12 protein-coding genes are annotated in these 15,809 nt (G+C 71.1%); 7 read left to right on the forward strand and 5 right to left on the reverse strand.

All coding sequences use genetic code 11. The features are described from left to right. Positions 1 to 97: 97 nt before the first annotated feature. Together P3G67_RS02705 and P3G67_RS02710 are read right to left on the reverse strand one after the other, a co-directional pair. Positions 98 to 1,054 carry a hypothetical protein gene (locus P3G67_RS02705; RefSeq protein WP_276091997.1) on the reverse strand — a complete coding sequence of 319 codons (957 nt, stop codon included), beginning with the start codon at positions 1,052 to 1,054 and terminating at the stop codon, positions 98 to 100. Between the two features lie 317 nt (positions 1,055 to 1,371). After that, entirely contained in the window at positions 1,372 to 4,140 is a 2,769-nt protein-coding gene (locus P3G67_RS02710) for a SpoIIE family protein phosphatase (protein ID WP_391858167.1), read from the reverse strand. 334 nt (positions 4,141 to 4,474) lie between these two features. Here P3G67_RS02710 and P3G67_RS02715 point away from each other — a divergent pair, with 334 nt between their 5' ends. Both P3G67_RS02715 and P3G67_RS02720 read left to right on the forward strand, forming a co-directional pair. After that, a complete protein-coding gene (locus P3G67_RS02715; RefSeq protein ID WP_313879553.1) occupies positions 4,475 to 5,452 on the forward strand; it encodes an Lrp/AsnC family transcriptional regulator in 978 nt (325 codons plus the stop codon). Positions 5,453 to 5,603: 151 nt separating this feature from the next. Next, entirely contained in the window at positions 5,604 to 6,971 is a 1,368-nt protein-coding gene (locus P3G67_RS02720) for a carboxylesterase/lipase family protein (protein ID WP_276091998.1), read from the forward strand. Between the two features lie 103 nt (positions 6,972 to 7,074). On the opposite strand, the gene P3G67_RS02725 is transcribed toward P3G67_RS02720, so the two are convergent. Beyond that, a complete protein-coding gene (locus tag P3G67_RS02725) occupies positions 7,075 to 7,680 on the reverse strand; it encodes a TetR/AcrR family transcriptional regulator (RefSeq protein ID WP_269859179.1) in 606 nt (201 codons plus the stop codon). Between the two features lie 101 nt (positions 7,681 to 7,781). Here P3G67_RS02725 and P3G67_RS02730 point away from each other — a divergent pair, with 101 nt between their 5' ends. After that, complete coding sequence (locus tag P3G67_RS02730; protein WP_276091999.1) at positions 7,782 to 9,365, forward strand: carboxylesterase/lipase family protein; 1,584 nt, start codon at positions 7,782 to 7,784, stop codon at positions 9,363 to 9,365. Positions 9,366 to 9,427: 62 nt separating this feature from the next. Here P3G67_RS02730 and P3G67_RS02735 read toward each other — a convergent pair whose 3' ends face one another. Next, positions 9,428 to 10,750: an NRAMP family divalent metal transporter gene (locus P3G67_RS02735; RefSeq protein WP_276092000.1), complete on the reverse strand. Its 1,323-nt coding sequence runs from the start codon at positions 10,748 to 10,750 to the stop codon at positions 9,428 to 9,430. Positions 10,751 to 11,181: 431 nt separating this feature from the next. Here P3G67_RS02735 and selA point away from each other — a divergent pair, with 431 nt between their 5' ends. From selA to P3G67_RS02755, 4 genes are all read left to right on the forward strand, one after another. Then, a complete protein-coding gene (selA, locus tag P3G67_RS02740; RefSeq protein ID WP_276092001.1) occupies positions 11,182 to 12,537 on the forward strand; it encodes an L-seryl-tRNA(Sec) selenium transferase in 1,356 nt (451 codons plus the stop codon). Continuing rightward, positions 12,528 to 14,360 (forward strand): selenocysteine-specific translation elongation factor, encoded by a 1,833-nt coding sequence (locus P3G67_RS02745; protein WP_276092002.1) that lies wholly within the window; start codon positions 12,528 to 12,530, stop codon positions 14,358 to 14,360. The genes selA and P3G67_RS02745 overlap by 10 nt, the downstream gene beginning before the upstream one ends. A 147-nt stretch (positions 14,361 to 14,507) precedes the next feature. After that, the gene (locus tag P3G67_RS02750) at positions 14,508 to 14,693 is read left to right on the forward strand and encodes a hypothetical protein (RefSeq protein ID WP_276092003.1); all 186 of its coding nucleotides are present in this window, start codon (positions 14,508 to 14,510) and stop codon (positions 14,691 to 14,693) included. A 222-nt stretch (positions 14,694 to 14,915) separates the two neighbouring features. After that, positions 14,916 to 15,092 carry a hypothetical protein gene (locus P3G67_RS02755; protein WP_276092004.1) on the forward strand — a complete coding sequence of 59 codons (177 nt, stop codon included), beginning with the start codon at positions 14,916 to 14,918 and terminating at the stop codon, positions 15,090 to 15,092. A gap of 160 nt (positions 15,093 to 15,252) precedes the next feature. Here the strand turns inward: P3G67_RS02755 and P3G67_RS02760 are convergent, their stop codons facing one another. Beyond that, positions 15,253 to 15,648: a hypothetical protein gene (locus P3G67_RS02760; protein WP_269859186.1), complete on the reverse strand. Its 396-nt coding sequence runs from the start codon at positions 15,646 to 15,648 to the stop codon at positions 15,253 to 15,255. Positions 15,649 to 15,809: the final 161 nt, after the last annotated feature.

Genomic DNA, 15,809 nt, shown 5'->3' on the forward strand with positions numbered 1-15,809 from the left:
GACACGATCGCGACCTTTCTGGTGGGGGACAGAAGGCATCGTCATGGGTTTCGAGAAGGGGCTGCCTCGCCGATTCGGCTGCGGCATGCCCGAGGGTTCAGGTGGTACCGGGCACCGGCAGTCCGCACAGGCGTCTGGCTTTGGTGAGTTGTTCCTCGGGATCGCCGAACGCGCTCCACGGCATGCGGGACGCGTACGGGCCCATGGCCGTGAAGACCGCCCGCGCCTCCAACTCGCGCTTGGCCATGAACAGTGCGTGCGCGAGATACGACAGGTCCAGCACCGGTGTGCGGCGGTGGTTGGCCACGTCGGGGAACCAGTGCTGGTAGGCGGCCAACGCCGCTGCGCGCCACTGGGGTTGCTCCCAGACGTGGTCGGCCAGCGGAGAGGACCGGTCGTGGTCGTCGACCAGCGCCACCAGCGGCAGCAGGCGCAGTACGGAAGCGGCCGGTGCGCGCTGGGCGAGGAACGCGGCGACGTCCCAAGCCGCGTTCGGGGCCCCGCCGTTGCGGGCGAAGAAGAAGGCCAGGAAGCGGTGGTGCGCTTCGCGGTGCCAGGGGTCGAGCCGCAGGACGCGGAGGAACAGGGACCAGGGGCCGGGCGGTGCGGTGAGCAGTCCCTGGGGTGCGGGATCGCACCAGCGCTGTAGGCGGGTCAGGGCCAGCTTGTTCACCCAGGGAGTCGGGTCCTGCGGCGACAAGCGAACCGCCCGCTCGCTGGCCGCCACGGCGATACGCAGCAGGGCGTCCGCCCGCTGGTCGTGGGCGTCGGCCGCGCGTAACGCACGCAGTGCGGCCACGCGTGCCCACAGCAGTGCGGCCTGGGGGCTCGGTTCCTCGGCCAGCCAACGCTCCGCCAGATCCGAGTCGGCCGCCTCGGATGCCAGTACCAACGACCTGTGCGCCAACAACCCGAAATCCGCCTGCGCGTCCCTGAGCGCCTCGTACGCGCTGAAGTATCGGCCCGCCCGGACATCCACGCAGGCGTGTGCCAACTCGCGGTCATCGGCGGCGGGATGCCATACATAGTGGCCCTCGAACGCACCGGCGGTCACGTCGTTCCACCGATCCGGCCGACCTCGCCCACGCGCACCCATCCCGTCCAAGTCAATTCCGCCGAGTCTCGTCACATAACCTCTCGGCGGTGGACCTCTCACCCTACTCACCATCAAGTGGAACCGGAACCGGTCTTGTCGACTAACTGGTTCCATCTCGATTGTGTTCCCCGCATTACCGAGTCGGCCAGGTGGTCGGCATATGCGTTGGCCCGCTGGATGATTCCTCAAGCGAGTCGGGTACCGCTGACCTGTTCTTCTCGCAGGTAATAACTTCCGAATTCCCGCGGCCCCGGCCCCTCTCGGGGGGGGCGCGCTCAGGCGCCGGGGATGGGCAGTTCGGCCCAGATGACCTTGCCTTCGGGGGTGTACCGGGTGCCCCAGCGCTCGGCGAGTTGGGCGACGAGGAACAGGCCGCGACCGCCCTCGTCCTCAACGGCCGCGTAGCGTAGGTGTGGTGAGGTGCTGCTGGTGTCGGACACCTCGCAGATCAGGTTGCGGTCACGCAGCAGGCGCACCCCGATCGGGCCGCAGGCATGGCGGATGGCGTTGGTGACCAGCTCACTGAGGATCAGCTCGGTGGTGAAGACCGTCTCCTCGTCCATACCCCACTGCGTCAGCTGCCGGGTGGCTGCGGCGCGGGCGCGGGAGACGACCGTGGGGTCGCAGGGCAGTTCCCAGCTGGCGATCTGGTCGGCGTCCAGCACCCTGGTGCGCGCGACCAGCAGGGCGATGTCGTCACTCTGCCGGGCGGGCAGCAGCGAGTCGAGCACCGCGTCGCAGGTCTCCTGTGGCGTCCGGCCGGCGTGCGCGAGCGTGCTGCGCAGGATCTCCAGCCCGGTCTCGATGTCCCGCGCGCGGTCCTCGATGAGCCCGTCGGTGTACAGGACCAGGGTGCTGCCCGCGGGAAGGTGCAGTTCAGCGGCTTTGTAGGGATGGCCGCCGACGCCGAGCGGCGGCCCGACGGGGACGTCGGGGAACTCGACGGTGCCGTCGGGGAGGACGACCGCCGGTGGTGGATGCCCGGCGCGGGCCAGTTGGCAGGCGCCGGTGGCGGGGTCGTAGATCGCGAACAGACAGGCGGCGCCGACCACCGCGGCTTCGCTGTCCTCGTCGGCCGTCTCCTGGTCGATGCGGCCGACGAGCTCGTCGAGGTGGCCGAGGAGTTCGTCCGGTGGCAGGTCCAGGGCGGAGAAGTTCTGCACCGCGGTGCGCAGCCGCCCCATGGTGGCGGCGGCGTGCAGGCCGTGGCCGACGACGTCGCCGACGACCAGGGCGACGCGGGCGCCCGGCAGGGAGATCACATCGAACCAGTCCCCGCCCACTCCGGCTTGGGCGGGGAGGTAGCGATAGGCGATGTCGAGCGCGTCCTGCGAGGGCAGGGCCCGCGGCAGCAGGCTGTGCTGCAGGGTGACTGCCATGGCGTGCTCCCGCGTGAAGCGGCGTGCGTTGTCGATGCACACCGAGGCGCGGGCCGCCAGTTCCTCGGCGAGGGACAGGTCGTCGTCCTCGAAGGGCTCGCTGTCGCTCGTCCGCCAGAAGTTGACGATACCCATCAGGACGCCGCGGGCCTTGAGCGGAACGGTGATCAGCGAGCGGAACCCGTAGTCGAGGATCGCTTGGCTGTGTTCCACGTCCTGGGTGCGCCAGCCTTCGGCGGCTCGCAGATCGGGCACGAGCACGGGTTGCCCGCTCATGAAGCCGTTGGCCTGCGGAGTGGGCGCGGCGAACGCGACCAGCTCACCCTCCCCGTGCAGGGGGTTGTCGTCGCGGACGCCGTGCAGTGCGACCCGGCGCAGTTGCGCCCCGTCGCTGCCCACCCGCACATGCGGCTCCTCACCACGCAGGACGGGGTCGGCGAGATCGACGGTGGCGTAGTCGGTGAACTGCGGTGCGGCCACATAGACCAGTTCCTCGGCGGTGCGCTTGATGTCGAGGGTCGTGCCGATGGCCATGCTCGCGTTGTACAGCAGGTTCAGACGGCTCCGCGCGACCTCGGCCTTTCCGGCGAGGGCCCGCAGTTCGGTGGAGTCCCGCAGCGTCGCGACGCTGCCGCGCGGGCCACCGCGGCGGTCCGTCGGCCGGTTGTTCACGGCCAGTAGCCGGTCCCCGACGGGCAGCAGCTCGTCGGTGGCGACACGACGGGAGGACAGCAGCTCGGCCATCCGGGGGTCGAGGCCGAGCGCGCTGACGCGGTGCCCCTCCACATCCGGTGGCAGGTCGAGGAGCCGGCGCGCCTCGTCGTTGCTGAGCAGGACCCGGCCGTCGCCGCCGACGATGACCACGCCTTCGCGGACCGCGTGCAGCACCGCGTCATGGTGCTCGTACATCCGGGTCATCTCGTCCGGTCCGAGGCCGTGGGTCTGCCGCCGCAGCCGCCTGCTCACCAACGCGGTTCCGGCCGTCGTCAGGGCCAGCGCGGCGGCTCCGGCGCCCAGGACGACCGGCAGCTGCCGGTCGACGGCGCTGCTGACGTTGCTGGCCTTCATCCCCGCCGACACGAGACCGACGACCGCGCCGTGGGCGTCGAAGACCGGGACGACGACCTGGACCTCCTCGCCGAGGGGGCCGTGCACGGTCTCGGTGGTGATGCGGCCGGCCAGTGACGGTCCGATGGTGCCGACGAACTTCTTCCCGATCTCCTCTGGCCTGGGGTGCGTGTAGCGGATGCCCTGCCGGTTCATCACCACGATGAAGTCGACACCGCCCCGCTTGCGGGCGGCCTCCGTACGCGGCTGCAGCACCGCGGAGGGACTGGGGCCCCGCAGTGTGTTCGCCAGGCCGGGGGAGTAGGCGAACGCCTCGGCGGCGGCCAGGGAGCGGTCGCGGGCGGCCTGGAACCTGTCGCTGCGTGACTGCAGCAGCAGCGTCGCAACCGCGGCCACCACCAGCAGCACCACGATCAGCACCTGGAGCACGAACATCTGGCCGGCGACACTGCGGATGCTCGTCACCGGCCACACACGTCGTGCCGACGCCGCCCGTGAGCCGTGGCGCCGTTGTCGCCGCTCACGTCGGCTACCTGGGTGCCGACCGGTAAACCAGCGGCCCGAGGGCCCCCAAGAGCGGCCCCGGTTTCGGGCCATACCCCATGTCTACCCCGACCTCCCCGCCGCCGCGAACGATACGCGCCACGCGTTGCCCTGTCCCCGCCCCGGCGACACCCGGTTACTCCGCCGCCAGGGGGACGAGGAGACGATCTCGGGGCCTTCGGCGATCCGGCGGGTTCACGGCCGGCGGTGAGGCGACGGCCGCCGAGGGCGCGCGGATCGTCGTCACCCTCGCGACTGGGTCCACGTACGGCCCTGGCGGCGGCCCCCGTCGACGAGCACGGTCGCGTTCCCTGGCAGGCGGACGGGTGAGCCGCGCCAGGGATGGGCGAGCGCCATTGCCCGCCTCCACGTCACTACGCTGCGACACGTGCGAGAGAGCCTGGACGAGACCGATCGGCGGATCGCCGCGGCGCTGCTCGTCGCGCCGCGCGCCTCGTGGCGCACGGTCGCCCGCTGTCTTGACCTGTCGGAGCGGACGGTGGTCCGCCGGGCCGGGCCGCTGTTCGCGGACGGCACGCTGCGCACCACGGTGGTGCGTGCGCCGGTGCACTTCCCCGAGCTGATCCCGCTGGCGCTGCGCCTCCGGTGCCGCCCGAACCGCATCCGCAGCACCGCGGCGGCGCTGGCCCGCAGGCGGGACACGCTGTGGGTGGACGTGCTCGGCGGCGGGGACGAGATCTGCGTGGTCGCCTTCCTGGAGGGAGCGGAGGCGCGTGACCGGCTGCTGCTGCGCGACCTTCCGGCCACCCCCGAGGTGTTGTCGTGGACGGCCCACGCCTTGATGCGGGTGTTCCCGGCCGCGTTCTCGTGGACGGGCGGGTTGCTCACCAGCGAGGAGGAGGCGCTGCTGCGCGCCGAGCATCCGGCGCGGGAGCATCCGCCCGCCCCGGTGCCGTTGACCGCCGCCGACCACGCCCTTGTCCGGGGGCTGATCGCCAACGGGCGGGCCGGATACGCCGAGTTGGCCGAGCGGGCGGGGATCGCGGCCCCGACCGTCCGTCGCCGACTGGGCGCGCTGGTCGACCACTGGGTGGTGCGGCTGGCCACGGAGGTGGACCTGGCGCTGCTCGGCGTACGGGCCGACGTGCTGTTGTGGTTGACCGTCGCCGCCGGTGAACTCGACGCGACCGCCGAGCGGTTGAGCAGGCATCCGCAGGTGCGGTTCGCCGCAGCCACCACCGGCTCGTCCAATCTCCTCGTGGCCGCCGCGGCCACGGACCTGGAGGCGCTGTACCGGTTCCTCACCGACACCATCGGCTCGCTCTCCGGCATCGGCGCGATCGAGACCACGCCCGTGCTGGCCACCTTCAAACGCACCGGACTGCCGCGCCAGCGACGTGGCTGAGTCCTGGCCGCGGCTGGCGTGTAAACGCAGTGTCGGCCCGCATCCATGTCGCACATTCGATCAATCGAGGCCGACTTCTGGCCGGAACCCCTCACCCGGTCGAGGCTGTGCCGTGCAGGGACCGGTTCCGAGGCGATGGAGGCGAGAGGGCATGACGAGCAGCGGTGAGGTGCGGGGAAACACGCCGGTGGTCACCGTCCCGGCGGGGCGGTTGCGCGGGGTCGTGGACGGCGCGCACGGGGCCGTTGCCGCCTTTCGCGGCATCCCCTACGCCGCCTCACCGGTCGGCGCGCTGAGGTTCGCGGCGCCTCGGCCGTACCCGGCCTGGGACGGGGAGCGGGACGCGACCGTGGCGGGGCCGTCCGCACCGCAGGGACCCTCGCGGTTGGAGGCGGTGATGGGCGCGCGGATCCCCGACTGGGACGAGGACGGCTGCCTCAACCTGAACGTGTGGACACCGGTTTCGGCCTTGGCAGGCGGGGCGCGGCCCCGGCCGGTGCTGGTGTGGTTCCACGGCGGTGCCTACACCAGTGGCTCCGGCGGATGGGACTGGTACGACGGTGCCCGGCTGGCGGCGCTCGGCGACATGGTGGTGGTGACGGCCAACTACCGGCTGGGCGCGCTGGGTTGGCTCTACCTGCCTGAGGAGGGCATCGACAACCTGGGTGCCCGTGACCAGGCGGCGGCGTTGCGCTGGGTCCACGAGGCGATCGGCGCGTTCGGCGGCGACCCGGCCCGCATCACCGTCGGCGGCCAGTCGGCCGGGGCCAACTCCGCCGTCGCGCTTGCCACGGACCCGGCCACGGCCGCAATGGTGCAACGGGTGCTGGCCCAGTCGGGCGCGTTCCGGATAGCGGGGCAGGACCCGGGCGAAGCCGCCGAGGCGGCGCGCGGACTGCTGCGCCTCCTGGAGCTGCCCAGTCCCGGGTCCCTCGGCCTCCTGGAGCGGCTGCGCGCCGTCCCGGCCAAGGAACTGCTGGACGGCTACGCCGAGTTGGCGGTGCAGACCGCGCGGCCCGGCAGTATCGCGCCGCCGATGGCCCCGGTGCTGGGCGGGGCCGGGTATCCGCGCCCGCTGCTCGACGCGGTGCGAGACGGCGCGCTGGACGGGCGGCCGCTGCTGATCGGCACCACCACAGAGGAGATGACGGCGTTCCAGGTACGCGGACCGGAGCTGGCCGCGGCCACGGCGCGGATGTTCGGTGCGGACAGCGACGCGATCGCGCGGTACTGCGCCGCGCGGGGCGGCGACGCGTACGTCTACCGCTTCGGCCGCCGCCCCGACCCGGACCCCGAGGGGCTCGGGGCCACCCACTGCGCCGACCTGCCCTTCCTGTTCGGCACGTTCGACACCTTCCCGGACGCCCCGATGCTGGGCGCCGTGGACGCCGCCGACCGTGCGCTGTCCCGGTCGTTCGCCGCCGCGGTCACCGCCTTCGTCACCGGCGGAACCCCATGGCCGGTCTTCGAGGCGGACCGGCGGTACGTCCACGACTTCGACCGCTCCAGCGCGGGCTAGGGAGCCGCGAGCGGCACCGCGCGATTGGAGGGAATCGCCCGCTGGCCAGGGGCGGGACCGGCGAGGGAGCCCTCCTGGCCAATGTGCGCACGTTCACCCGGGATCAGCTCGTACGTCTGGTGAACAGTCTGTCCAGATGCAGATCGACAGCGGTCAGGGCCGCCCGGGGCTCGATCACGTCGAGTTCGAGGAGAGTGGTGAAGCCGGTGAGAGCGAGGAGCAGATTGGCCTCGGCCGCCGGGTCGCGGTCGGGGTCGATGTGCCCGTCGGCGATCGCCTGGCGGATCAACTGCTCGACGAGGGTGCGCCCTTGGGTGATCCCGTCGCGTGCCCGGGCGCGGACGTTCCTGTCGTGCAGCGCCTCCAGGACGTAGGCAGCGCTCATGCGGCTGGTGGCGCGGGCGTCGGCGTGCAGCGGGAGCATCTCCGTGAGCATCAGCCGGAGCACGTCGCGGGGGTGCGGCGGCTCGCCGAGTTCCTGGAGGCCCCGGCTGACGCGCAGGGAGGCCTGCTCGGACGCGAAGTCCATGGCGAAGGAGAGCATCGCCTCCCGGGAGGCGAAGTAGTGCTGCAACTGCCCCAGGGAGATGCCCGCCTCCTGTGCTACCTCACGCATGGTCAGGTGTATGACGCCGCGCTGCTCCACCACGCGCCACAGCGCTCGGGCGATCGCTTCGCGCCGTTCGCGGTGATCCACCTGTTTCGGCATCGTCGGCTGCTCCGTCGGTCGCTTTCCAATACGGTTGACATAATACAACTGACCTATAACTCTGGAAGCACTGTGGAGGCTTTGCCCGGAGGGAAGTTGACATGCCTGAACAGCCAACGGCACGCACCGCGGAGGGAGTTGTCGAGGGCCGCTGGCGGCGGGGACACGCGGTGTTCCGCGGCATCCCGTACGCCCAACCACCGGTGGGTCCGCTCCGCTTCGCCGCACCCGCCCCTCCACGGCGCTGGGACGGGACGCGGCAGGCAGCCGAGTTCGGTCCTGCGGCCCCGCAGTCCGGGCCGGTGCAGGCGGATCCGCAAGAGGCCACGGGCTGGTTGACGCTCAACGTCAGCACTCCGGATCCTGGCGCGGCGGGACTGCCGGTGCTGGTGTGGATACACGGAGGCGCCTACATCGCGGGCACCTCAAGCGACCCGACGTACGACCCAGCGGCGCTGACCGCGGCGGGACTTGTCGTCGTGAGCATCAACTACCGCTTGGGCGCCGAGGGTTTCGTCCTTCTCGACGACGCCCCAGCCAATCGCGGATTTCTCGACCAGATCGCGGCGTTGCACTGGGTGCGGCGGAACATCGCCTCCTTCGGGGGAGACCCCGACCAGGTCACCGTGGCCGGACAGTCCGCCGGGGCGGGGTCGATCGCCGCCCTGCTGACGATGAAGGCGGTGCGCGGCCTGTTCCAACGGGCCATCACCCACTCGGTGCCGGGCTGGCACTGCACCCCCGCACTGGCCGAACGCGTCGCCGCCACGCTCGCGGAGCGGCTCGGCACGGCCCCCACCGCCGCAGCCCTGCGCGGCGTCGCCCCCCGACGCCTGGCCCAGGAGGTCACCGCCCTCAGCGCCGACCTCGCTGCCTACCAGGCGAGTTGGGGACGGTTCTGCCAGGCGGGCATCGCCGTATGCCCCGTCGTCGACGGCGAAGTCCTCTCCGAAACGCCCTGGTCCGCGCTGACCGGTGGCCGCGCGAGCGGAACCCGGCTCCTTGTCGGCCACACCCGCGACGAGTTCCGGCTGTTCAGCGTCATGACCGGGCGCCTGGGCAGGTTCACCGACCAGGACGCCCGTACCGCGCTGGACCTGTTCGCCCCGGCGCCGGACGGCGCGCATGCCTACCGTGCCGCCCATCCGCAGGCCACCGCGGAGGAACTGGTGGAAACGGTGTACTCCGACGCCCTCTTCCGGATTCCCTCACTGCACCTTGCCCAGGCGAACGCCGCGGCCGGCGGTACCTCGTACCTGTTCGAGCTGCGACTGGCCTCCCCGGCCCTCGCAGGGACCCTGGGCGCCTGCCACAGCCTCGACGTGCCGTTGGCCTTCGGCACGCTGGACAGCCCCACCGGCAAGGAACTCCTCGGCGATCCACCCGCCCCCGAGGCCATCGCGGTGTCGCGGGAACTCCAGCGGGCGTGGGTCCGTTTCGCCACCACCGGCGACCCCGGATGGGCCGCCTACCGCCCCGACCAGCAGCTCACTCGTGTCCTGGACGCCGAGCCGATGACCGTGCCATACCCCGAACAGGCCTCCCACCGGATCTGGGAGGGCCGCAGCCCGGTCCCCTTCGAGGCGAGCCCCGGTATCGAGCCGGTCGCCCCTGATCGTGTGGCGCAGGCATACGTTCGCTCCGTCGAGGGCGGCCAGACCGGACAGGTCCACCCGTCGCTGTGAACGATGCCCCCGCCAGCGCGGGCCGGCGGGGGCATACGTGGTGGTTGGCCGTGGTGCGTGGATCAGGTCCAGCCGAGGGTGGAAGGCACCATGTACAACCCGAACCCCATCACCAGCAGGCACAGCGTCCAGGTCAGGTACTTGCGAAAACCGCGCATCCGCCATTGCTCGGGCAGCGCCTTGGCCTCCAGGGCCAGCAGGAAGCCCAGCACGATGGGCAGCAGTAGTGCGTTCATCACCTCGACGTCGACGCTCAGATTGACCAGGTCGACGCTTGCCAGCACCAGGACCGCGCCCACGACGTGGGCGAGGGCGTAGGTGATGTAGAACTTGGCGGTACGGCGGTTGGGGCGTTCGTTGAGGGTGTGCTTCCAGCCGAATACCTCTGCCAGGCCCCACGCCCCGGCCAGCGAGGAGACGATGGCGGCGACCAGTGCCGCGCCCATCATCCCGAGGCCGAACAGCACGGTGCCACCGAGGTGCCCGAGGTAGGGGGTGAGCGCACCGGCGATCTGGCCGACGGTGTTGAGCGCGGCGCCGGGGTTGTGCAGGCCGATGGTGGCGGCGACCGCCACCACCATGGAGATCATGATGAGTTGGGTGAGGACGGCGCCGAACGCGGTGTCCTGGCGGGCCTGTCGGATGGTGGCGACCGACAGTTGCTTGTCGATCACGGCGCCCTGCTGGTAGAAGACCATCCAGGGCATGATCACGGCACCGACGTTGGCCGCGACCAGGAGCAGATAGGAACTGTTGCCCAAAGGCATCGAGCCCAGTCCGTGTGCCATCGCGCCGATGTGCGGGCGGCTCATGAACATCGCCACGAAGAAGGCGAGTTCGGCGAGACCGACGGCTATGCCGATCCGCTCGACCCGCCCGTAGCTGCCCGTCAAGGCCAGGGCCAGCAAGAAGACGGTGGCGATGGGAATGGTGACCCAGGGCGAGACGCCGAACAACTCGCCAACGCCGGCAACTCCGGCGAACTCGGTGAGCAGCGCGCCGATCGCCGAGACGAACAGCGTGCAGGCGGAGAGCAGGGCCCACCAGCGACCGAACCGGGCTCGGATCAGCGCACCATGGCCCTGGCCGGTGACGATCCCGAGCCGCACCGTGATCTCCTGGACCACATACAGGATCGGCATGAGGATGACCTGGGGCATGATCATCTTGTAGCCCCACTGGGCGCCCGACTGCGATGCGGTGATCAGCGATCCGGCGTCGGTGTCGGCCAGCATCACCACCAGTCCCGGTCCCCACAGTGCCAGGAATCCCAGCCCGAGCCGCCGGCGTCGCGGTGTCGGCAGCGCGGAGCTAGCGGTTGGTGCGTCTTCCTCCGCACCCGGATGTACCTGCCCCGTCGCTATGGCACTGGCCCTGTCCGCCATCGCTGTCCCCTTTGATGCGTCTGCGTTCTCCGGACAGCCATGCTCTGCGGCGTCCGGATGACGGCAGCATAGCGACGAGGTAAGGCTTACCTAAGTTGGATCCTGAATGCGTTGGGGTCGCGGAACGGGTGAATGGTGTCATTTTTTGCGGTTTGAGCGGTGAGTGCTTGACCACGTGATTGCCATCCGTAAACCGTGGCACACCGCAGTCATGACCGAAGTTTGGTGAGGCAGGGCAAGCGTGACCGCGCGGGACCGTCACGGAACTTGACCGGCGTTCGAGCGGTTCCCGGTGCCAGCCCGCCCGTCCGTGAACCCCGGCTCCCTTGGTCTTGCGCCTGTTCGGCGGCGTGTCCACCGGGTACCTGACGGTGATTCAAGGGAGGCTGAAGAGGCTTGACTGTTTGCCCCGCGTACCCGAAGGCAGACCGATGGACCGTGAGCACACCAATGGGACCGCCCGGCCCGACCCGCGCCGAAGACTTCCGCGAACCGATGCCGTGCTGGCCGATCCGCGGCTGACCGCGGCAGCCGAGCGGCTGGGACGACGACTCGTCAAGGACGCGGTCACCCGGGCACAGGGCTGGGCACGGCGCAACGAGATCGCCCCGAACGACGTGGTCGACGCGGCCGTGCGGTCGCTGCCCGCCACGGCCGCCACGCCGCGCCGCGTCATCAACGCGACGGGGGTGCTCCTGCACACCAACCTCGGCCGAGCGGCCCTCTCCAGGGCGGCCCGGCAGGCGGTCATCGCCGCATCCGGGAACACCGACATCGAGTTCGACCTCGCCACCGGGCGACGTGCGCCACGAGGGCGCTCAACGGTGGCGACTCTGCTCAGCCACGTCCCGGCGGCCCAGGCCGCGCACGTGGTGAACAACGGCGCGGCGGCCCTGGCCCTGGCCGCCACGGCGCTTGCCCAGGACCGCGAGATCATCGTCAGCCGGGGCGAGTTGGTCGAGATCGGCGACGGCTTCCGGCTGCCGGACCTGCTCGTGTCGACCGGCGCCAGGCTGCGCGAGGTCGGCACAACAAACCGGACCACCCTGGCCGACTACGCCGCCGCCGTCGGAGACAGAACCGGCTTCATCCTCAAGATCCACCCCTCCAACTTCCGCATCACGGGCTTCACCGAAGACGTCGGCCTCCCCGAACTCGCCACCGTGGGACCGCTGGTCGTCGCAGACATCGGATCGGGTCTGCTCCACCGAGAACCGCTGCTCCCCGACGAACCGGACGCCGACACCTGGCTGCGCGCCGGAGCGGCACTGGTCACCGCCAGCGGCGACAAGCTCCTCGGCGGCCCGCAGTGCGGCCTGCTCCTGGGACGCGCCGATGTCGTACGCCCGCTGGCCCACCACCCCCTGGCGCGCGCCCTGCGGGTGGACAAGCTCACCCTGGCCGCACTGGAGGCCACTCTCAACAACCCCGACACACCAACCCGTTCCGCGCTCCACACCGCGACCCGTGCTCTGCGGGAGCGGGCCGAACGACTGGCCGCGAGCCTGGTGGCGGACGGTATCCCGGTGCGGGTCGTGGACAGCCTGGCGGTGGTCGGTGGCGGCGGCGCTCCCGGGGTGACGCTCGCCAGCGTCGCACTGTCCCTGCCGGAAACGTTCGCCGCCCGGCTACGCCAGGGCCCGACACCCGTGGTGGGAAGGGTCGTTGAAGGCCGTTGCCTGCTCGACCTGCGCGCCGTCGCCCCGGAGTCGGATGCCGGCATCGCCGCCGCCGTCCGTGCCGCGGCCGCGCGGAACGCTTCGGAGCCGGACCGCGCATGCACGTGATCGCGACCGCGGGGCACGTGGACCACGGGAAGTCCGCGCTGGTGCGGGCGCTGACCGGAATGGAGCCGGACCGCTGTCCGGAGGAACGCCGTCGCGGGATGACGATCGACCTCGGCTTCGTGTGGACGTCGATGACCGGCGCGGGCGATGTGGCCTTCGTCGACGTGCCGGGCCACGAGCGGCTGGTGACCACCATGCTCGCCGGCGTCGGGCCGGTACCCGCCGTCCTCTTCGTGGTCGCGGCCGACCAGGGCTGGCAGCCGCAGTCGGAGGAGCACCTCGCCGTCCTCGACGCACTGCGGGTACGGCACGGCGTGCTGGCCGTCACCCGTTGCGACCTGGCGGATCCCGTGGACGTGCGGGAGCAGGCGCTCACCCGGATCGCCCGCAGCTCGCTGGGCCGCGTGGAGTCGGTGGCAGTCAGCTCGGTGACGCGGCACGGGCTGGCCGAGTTGCGGGCCGCGCTGGTCAGGCTGGTGAACGGGCTTCCGGAGGCGGACCGGGCCGCCGACGTCAGACTGTGGGTCGACCGGGCGTTCACCGTGCGCGGCCACGGCACCGTGGTCACCGGCACGCTCTCGGCCGGCACCATCGCGGTGGGCGACCGCCTGCACACGGCCGGGACGACCGGCGGCCCGTCCGGTGGCGACGCGGTGCTCCGGGTGCGGGGACTGGAGAGCCTCAAGCGACCGCGGACGTCCGTGAGCGCGACCGCCCGCGTCGCCGTCAACGTGCACGGGCCTGCCACCGCGAGCCTGCGCCGTGGGAGCGTGCTGTTGACGCCCGGCCGGTGGTTGACCACCGACGTCCTGGACGTCCGGCTCCGTGGCGGCACGGCCCCGGAACTACCGCGCGGCCTCACCCTGCACCTCGGTTCAGCCGCCGTGCCGGTCTCCGTACGCCCGCTGGGCATGGACAGCGCGCGGCTGTCCCTGGCCGTACCGCTGCCGCTTCGGGTCAATGACATCGTGCTGCTGCGTGATCCCGGTCGGCGCCACATCGCAGCTGCGGCCACCGTCCTCGACGTCCGCCCGCCCCGCCTCATCCGCAGGGGCGATGCGGCCCGCCGCGCCCGCGAGCTTGACGGGCGGACAGGAGCGCCGGACGCGGCCACCGAGTTGCGCCGGCGTGGGATGGTCCGGCGCGGGGACCTGGTCGCGATGGGTCTGCGTACCCACGCACAGCCCGTCGTGGATGACTGGATCTGTGCCCCGGGACACTGGACGCGCCTCCAACAGCGCTTGGCCGAAGTGGTCGAACGGCACGCGAGAGAGCACCCGACCGAGCCCGGGCTGACCATCGAGGCGGCCCGTCGGCTACTGGAGCTGCCCGACCGCGGCCTGGTCCACGCCCTGGTCCAGGCCACGAACGGACGCCTGGGACACCGCGACGGCCGCATCTACGGCAGCGTCTCCCAACCGGCCCTGCCGCCCGCCGTTCGCACCGCTGTGCAGGAGGTGCGCGCACGGCTCGCCGCCCGTCCCTTCCACGCGCCGGAAGCGGCGGAGTTGGAGGCGCTGGGACTGACGCCGAAACTACTCGCCGCCGCGGCCGCCGCAGGCGAACTACTGCGACTGCCCGACGACATCGTGCTGCTTCCCGACGCCGACTGGCAGGCAGCAGTCGCTCTGGCCCGCCTCGACCAGCCGTTCACCACCAGCACGGCCCGCATCACGCTCAACACCACCCGCAGAGTCGTCATCCCACTACTGGAACACCTCGACCGCCGCGGCTGGACCATTCGCCTGGACTCCCGACTCCGCCGCTGCAACTCGGCGGAAATCGGCGGAGAGGAAAGGGAGTTGGACGGGCTTCAGCGGTGAGCTCGGGGAGCGCGTTGCGGGCGAGGGAGCGGTTGGGAGCCACCACGGCCCATTACCCCCGTGAACAAGTTGGTCAAGTCGCCTTTTCCTTGCGGGGCTTGCCCGAATTCGGGGTGTGCCGTCAGCGGGAGGTAATAGAGTAAAGGCATGCCCCCGAACTGCTCGCAGTACTGCCGTCTGCCTGCTTCGGTGCGCCTTGTCGAAGCTCAGCAGAAGATCCGCGTTCTTGTCGCGCGGCGTGTTCTGTCGGCCGAGGAGCGGCTGGAGCTGGCCGCATGGCAGCGGGCGTGGGTGGCCGCCTGGCGCGAGTGCCAGTACGTCATCGCGGCGTGATACGCGGCGGTCGTACGAGCCTGGCCGGAGCGTCGGCGCCGTACTGCCCGTCAAGGCGGTCCGTCGCGACGACGCCGACCGCCGGCTGGCCATGGGCGAAATGCCACGTCACCGAGGGGCGGGTCACCCGGTTGGCCTACCAGGGGCGGCATGGCCCCACCCGCTCCACGAGCATCGGTCGGGGGGACGCCCCGTACGACCACCGCGTGAAGGGGAAGCGACATGGGGATCAAGGACCAGTGGCAGAACAAGGCGCGACAGGCCAAGGAAAAGGCGCAGCAGGCCCGGCAGCAGGCGCAGGAGCGCGGTCGGCAAGCACAGGACCGCACAAAGGAGCAACAGGGGCAGGGGCGACAGCAGTCCCTCGATGACGTTCAGGACGAGTTCGACGACCAGTAGTACTGCGAATCCTCGGCCGCGCTCGCCAGCGAGTACCTGCTCGCGATCCCGAGCCGCTGCGGCTGCGCAAGGATGCGAGCGCGGCATCTGGCGAAATCCCGCCAGGTGCCGCGCTCAGTCACACCCCCGGCATCGGCAGAAGGTCTGGCCGCCTGTCGCCTCAGTTGTAGTACAGCCAGACGTCGGCATCGACGCTGGCGTCTGCGTGCGGCAGGATCCTCGCCCGGAAACTGCCCCTGAAGTGCCTCCACGGGCTGCACGTCTTGTTCTTCGGCCCGTAATAGTGCGCCGTCCATTGGGCGCCGGAGTCCGACGCCAGGATGACGAAGTAGCCGTCACGCAGGTGGTTTCCCCAGATGTTGAAGCAGATCTGGGCACTTGAACCGGACCACATGGCGGGTGTCGCGCCCACATCGCCGGAGTATGAGTGGACCCGGAACGGCCCTGACGCGTTCGCCGGTGTGGCGACGGCGGCTCCCGCCGGGCCACCGGTAAGCGAAAGCATTGCGGCGGACAGGGCCACGGTACCGAGGCCGACCGCGAACTTCGTGCGCATGAACTCTCCTTGCTCTGCTTCGAGTTGCAACGATGGTCGAGAGCCCGCGGCCAGGTTCCGTTCACGCCGCTTGGCTGGTGACGCCAGAGTGCGAACCCGAGCAGCGGTGAGTCCAGGCAAGACGGGCGGGTGATGAAAACCCGGGACGTCACGCACGCTGG

It is taken from the genome of Streptomyces silvisoli (assembly GCF_029269905.1).
Taxonomy (GTDB): domain Bacteria; phylum Actinomycetota; class Actinomycetes; order Streptomycetales; family Streptomycetaceae; genus Streptantibioticus_A; species Streptantibioticus_A silvisoli_A.

Excerpts from the sequence above, each read along its gene's own strand:
- P3G67_RS02725 (WP_269859179.1), bottom strand. The coding sequence starts at position 7,680 with ATGCCGAAACAGGTGGATCACCGCGAACGGCGCGAAGCGATCGCCCGA.
- P3G67_RS02755 (WP_276092004.1), top strand. The coding sequence starts at position 14,916 with ATGGGGATCAAGGACCAGTGGCAGAACAAGGCGCGACAGGCCAAGGAA.
- P3G67_RS02720 (WP_276091998.1), top strand. The coding sequence starts at position 5,604 with ATGACGAGCAGCGGTGAGGTGCGGGGAAACACGCCGGTGGTCACCGTC.
- P3G67_RS02745 (WP_276092002.1), top strand. The coding sequence starts at position 12,528 with ATGCACGTGATCGCGACCGCGGGGCACGTGGACCACGGGAAGTCCGCG.
- P3G67_RS02760 (WP_269859186.1), bottom strand. The coding sequence starts at position 15,648 with ATGCGCACGAAGTTCGCGGTCGGCCTCGGTACCGTGGCCCTGTCCGCC.
- P3G67_RS02710 (WP_391858167.1), bottom strand. The coding sequence starts at position 4,140 with ATGGCCCGAAACCGGGGCCGCTCTTGGGGGCCCTCGGGCCGCTGGTTT.
- P3G67_RS02750 (WP_276092003.1), top strand. The coding sequence starts at position 14,508 with ATGCCCCCGAACTGCTCGCAGTACTGCCGTCTGCCTGCTTCGGTGCGC.
- P3G67_RS02735 (WP_276092000.1), bottom strand. The coding sequence starts at position 10,750 with ATGGCGGACAGGGCCAGTGCCATAGCGACGGGGCAGGTACATCCGGGT.
- selA (WP_276092001.1), top strand. The coding sequence starts at position 11,182 with ATGGACCGTGAGCACACCAATGGGACCGCCCGGCCCGACCCGCGCCGA.
- P3G67_RS02730 (WP_276091999.1), top strand. The coding sequence starts at position 7,782 with ATGCCTGAACAGCCAACGGCACGCACCGCGGAGGGAGTTGTCGAGGGC.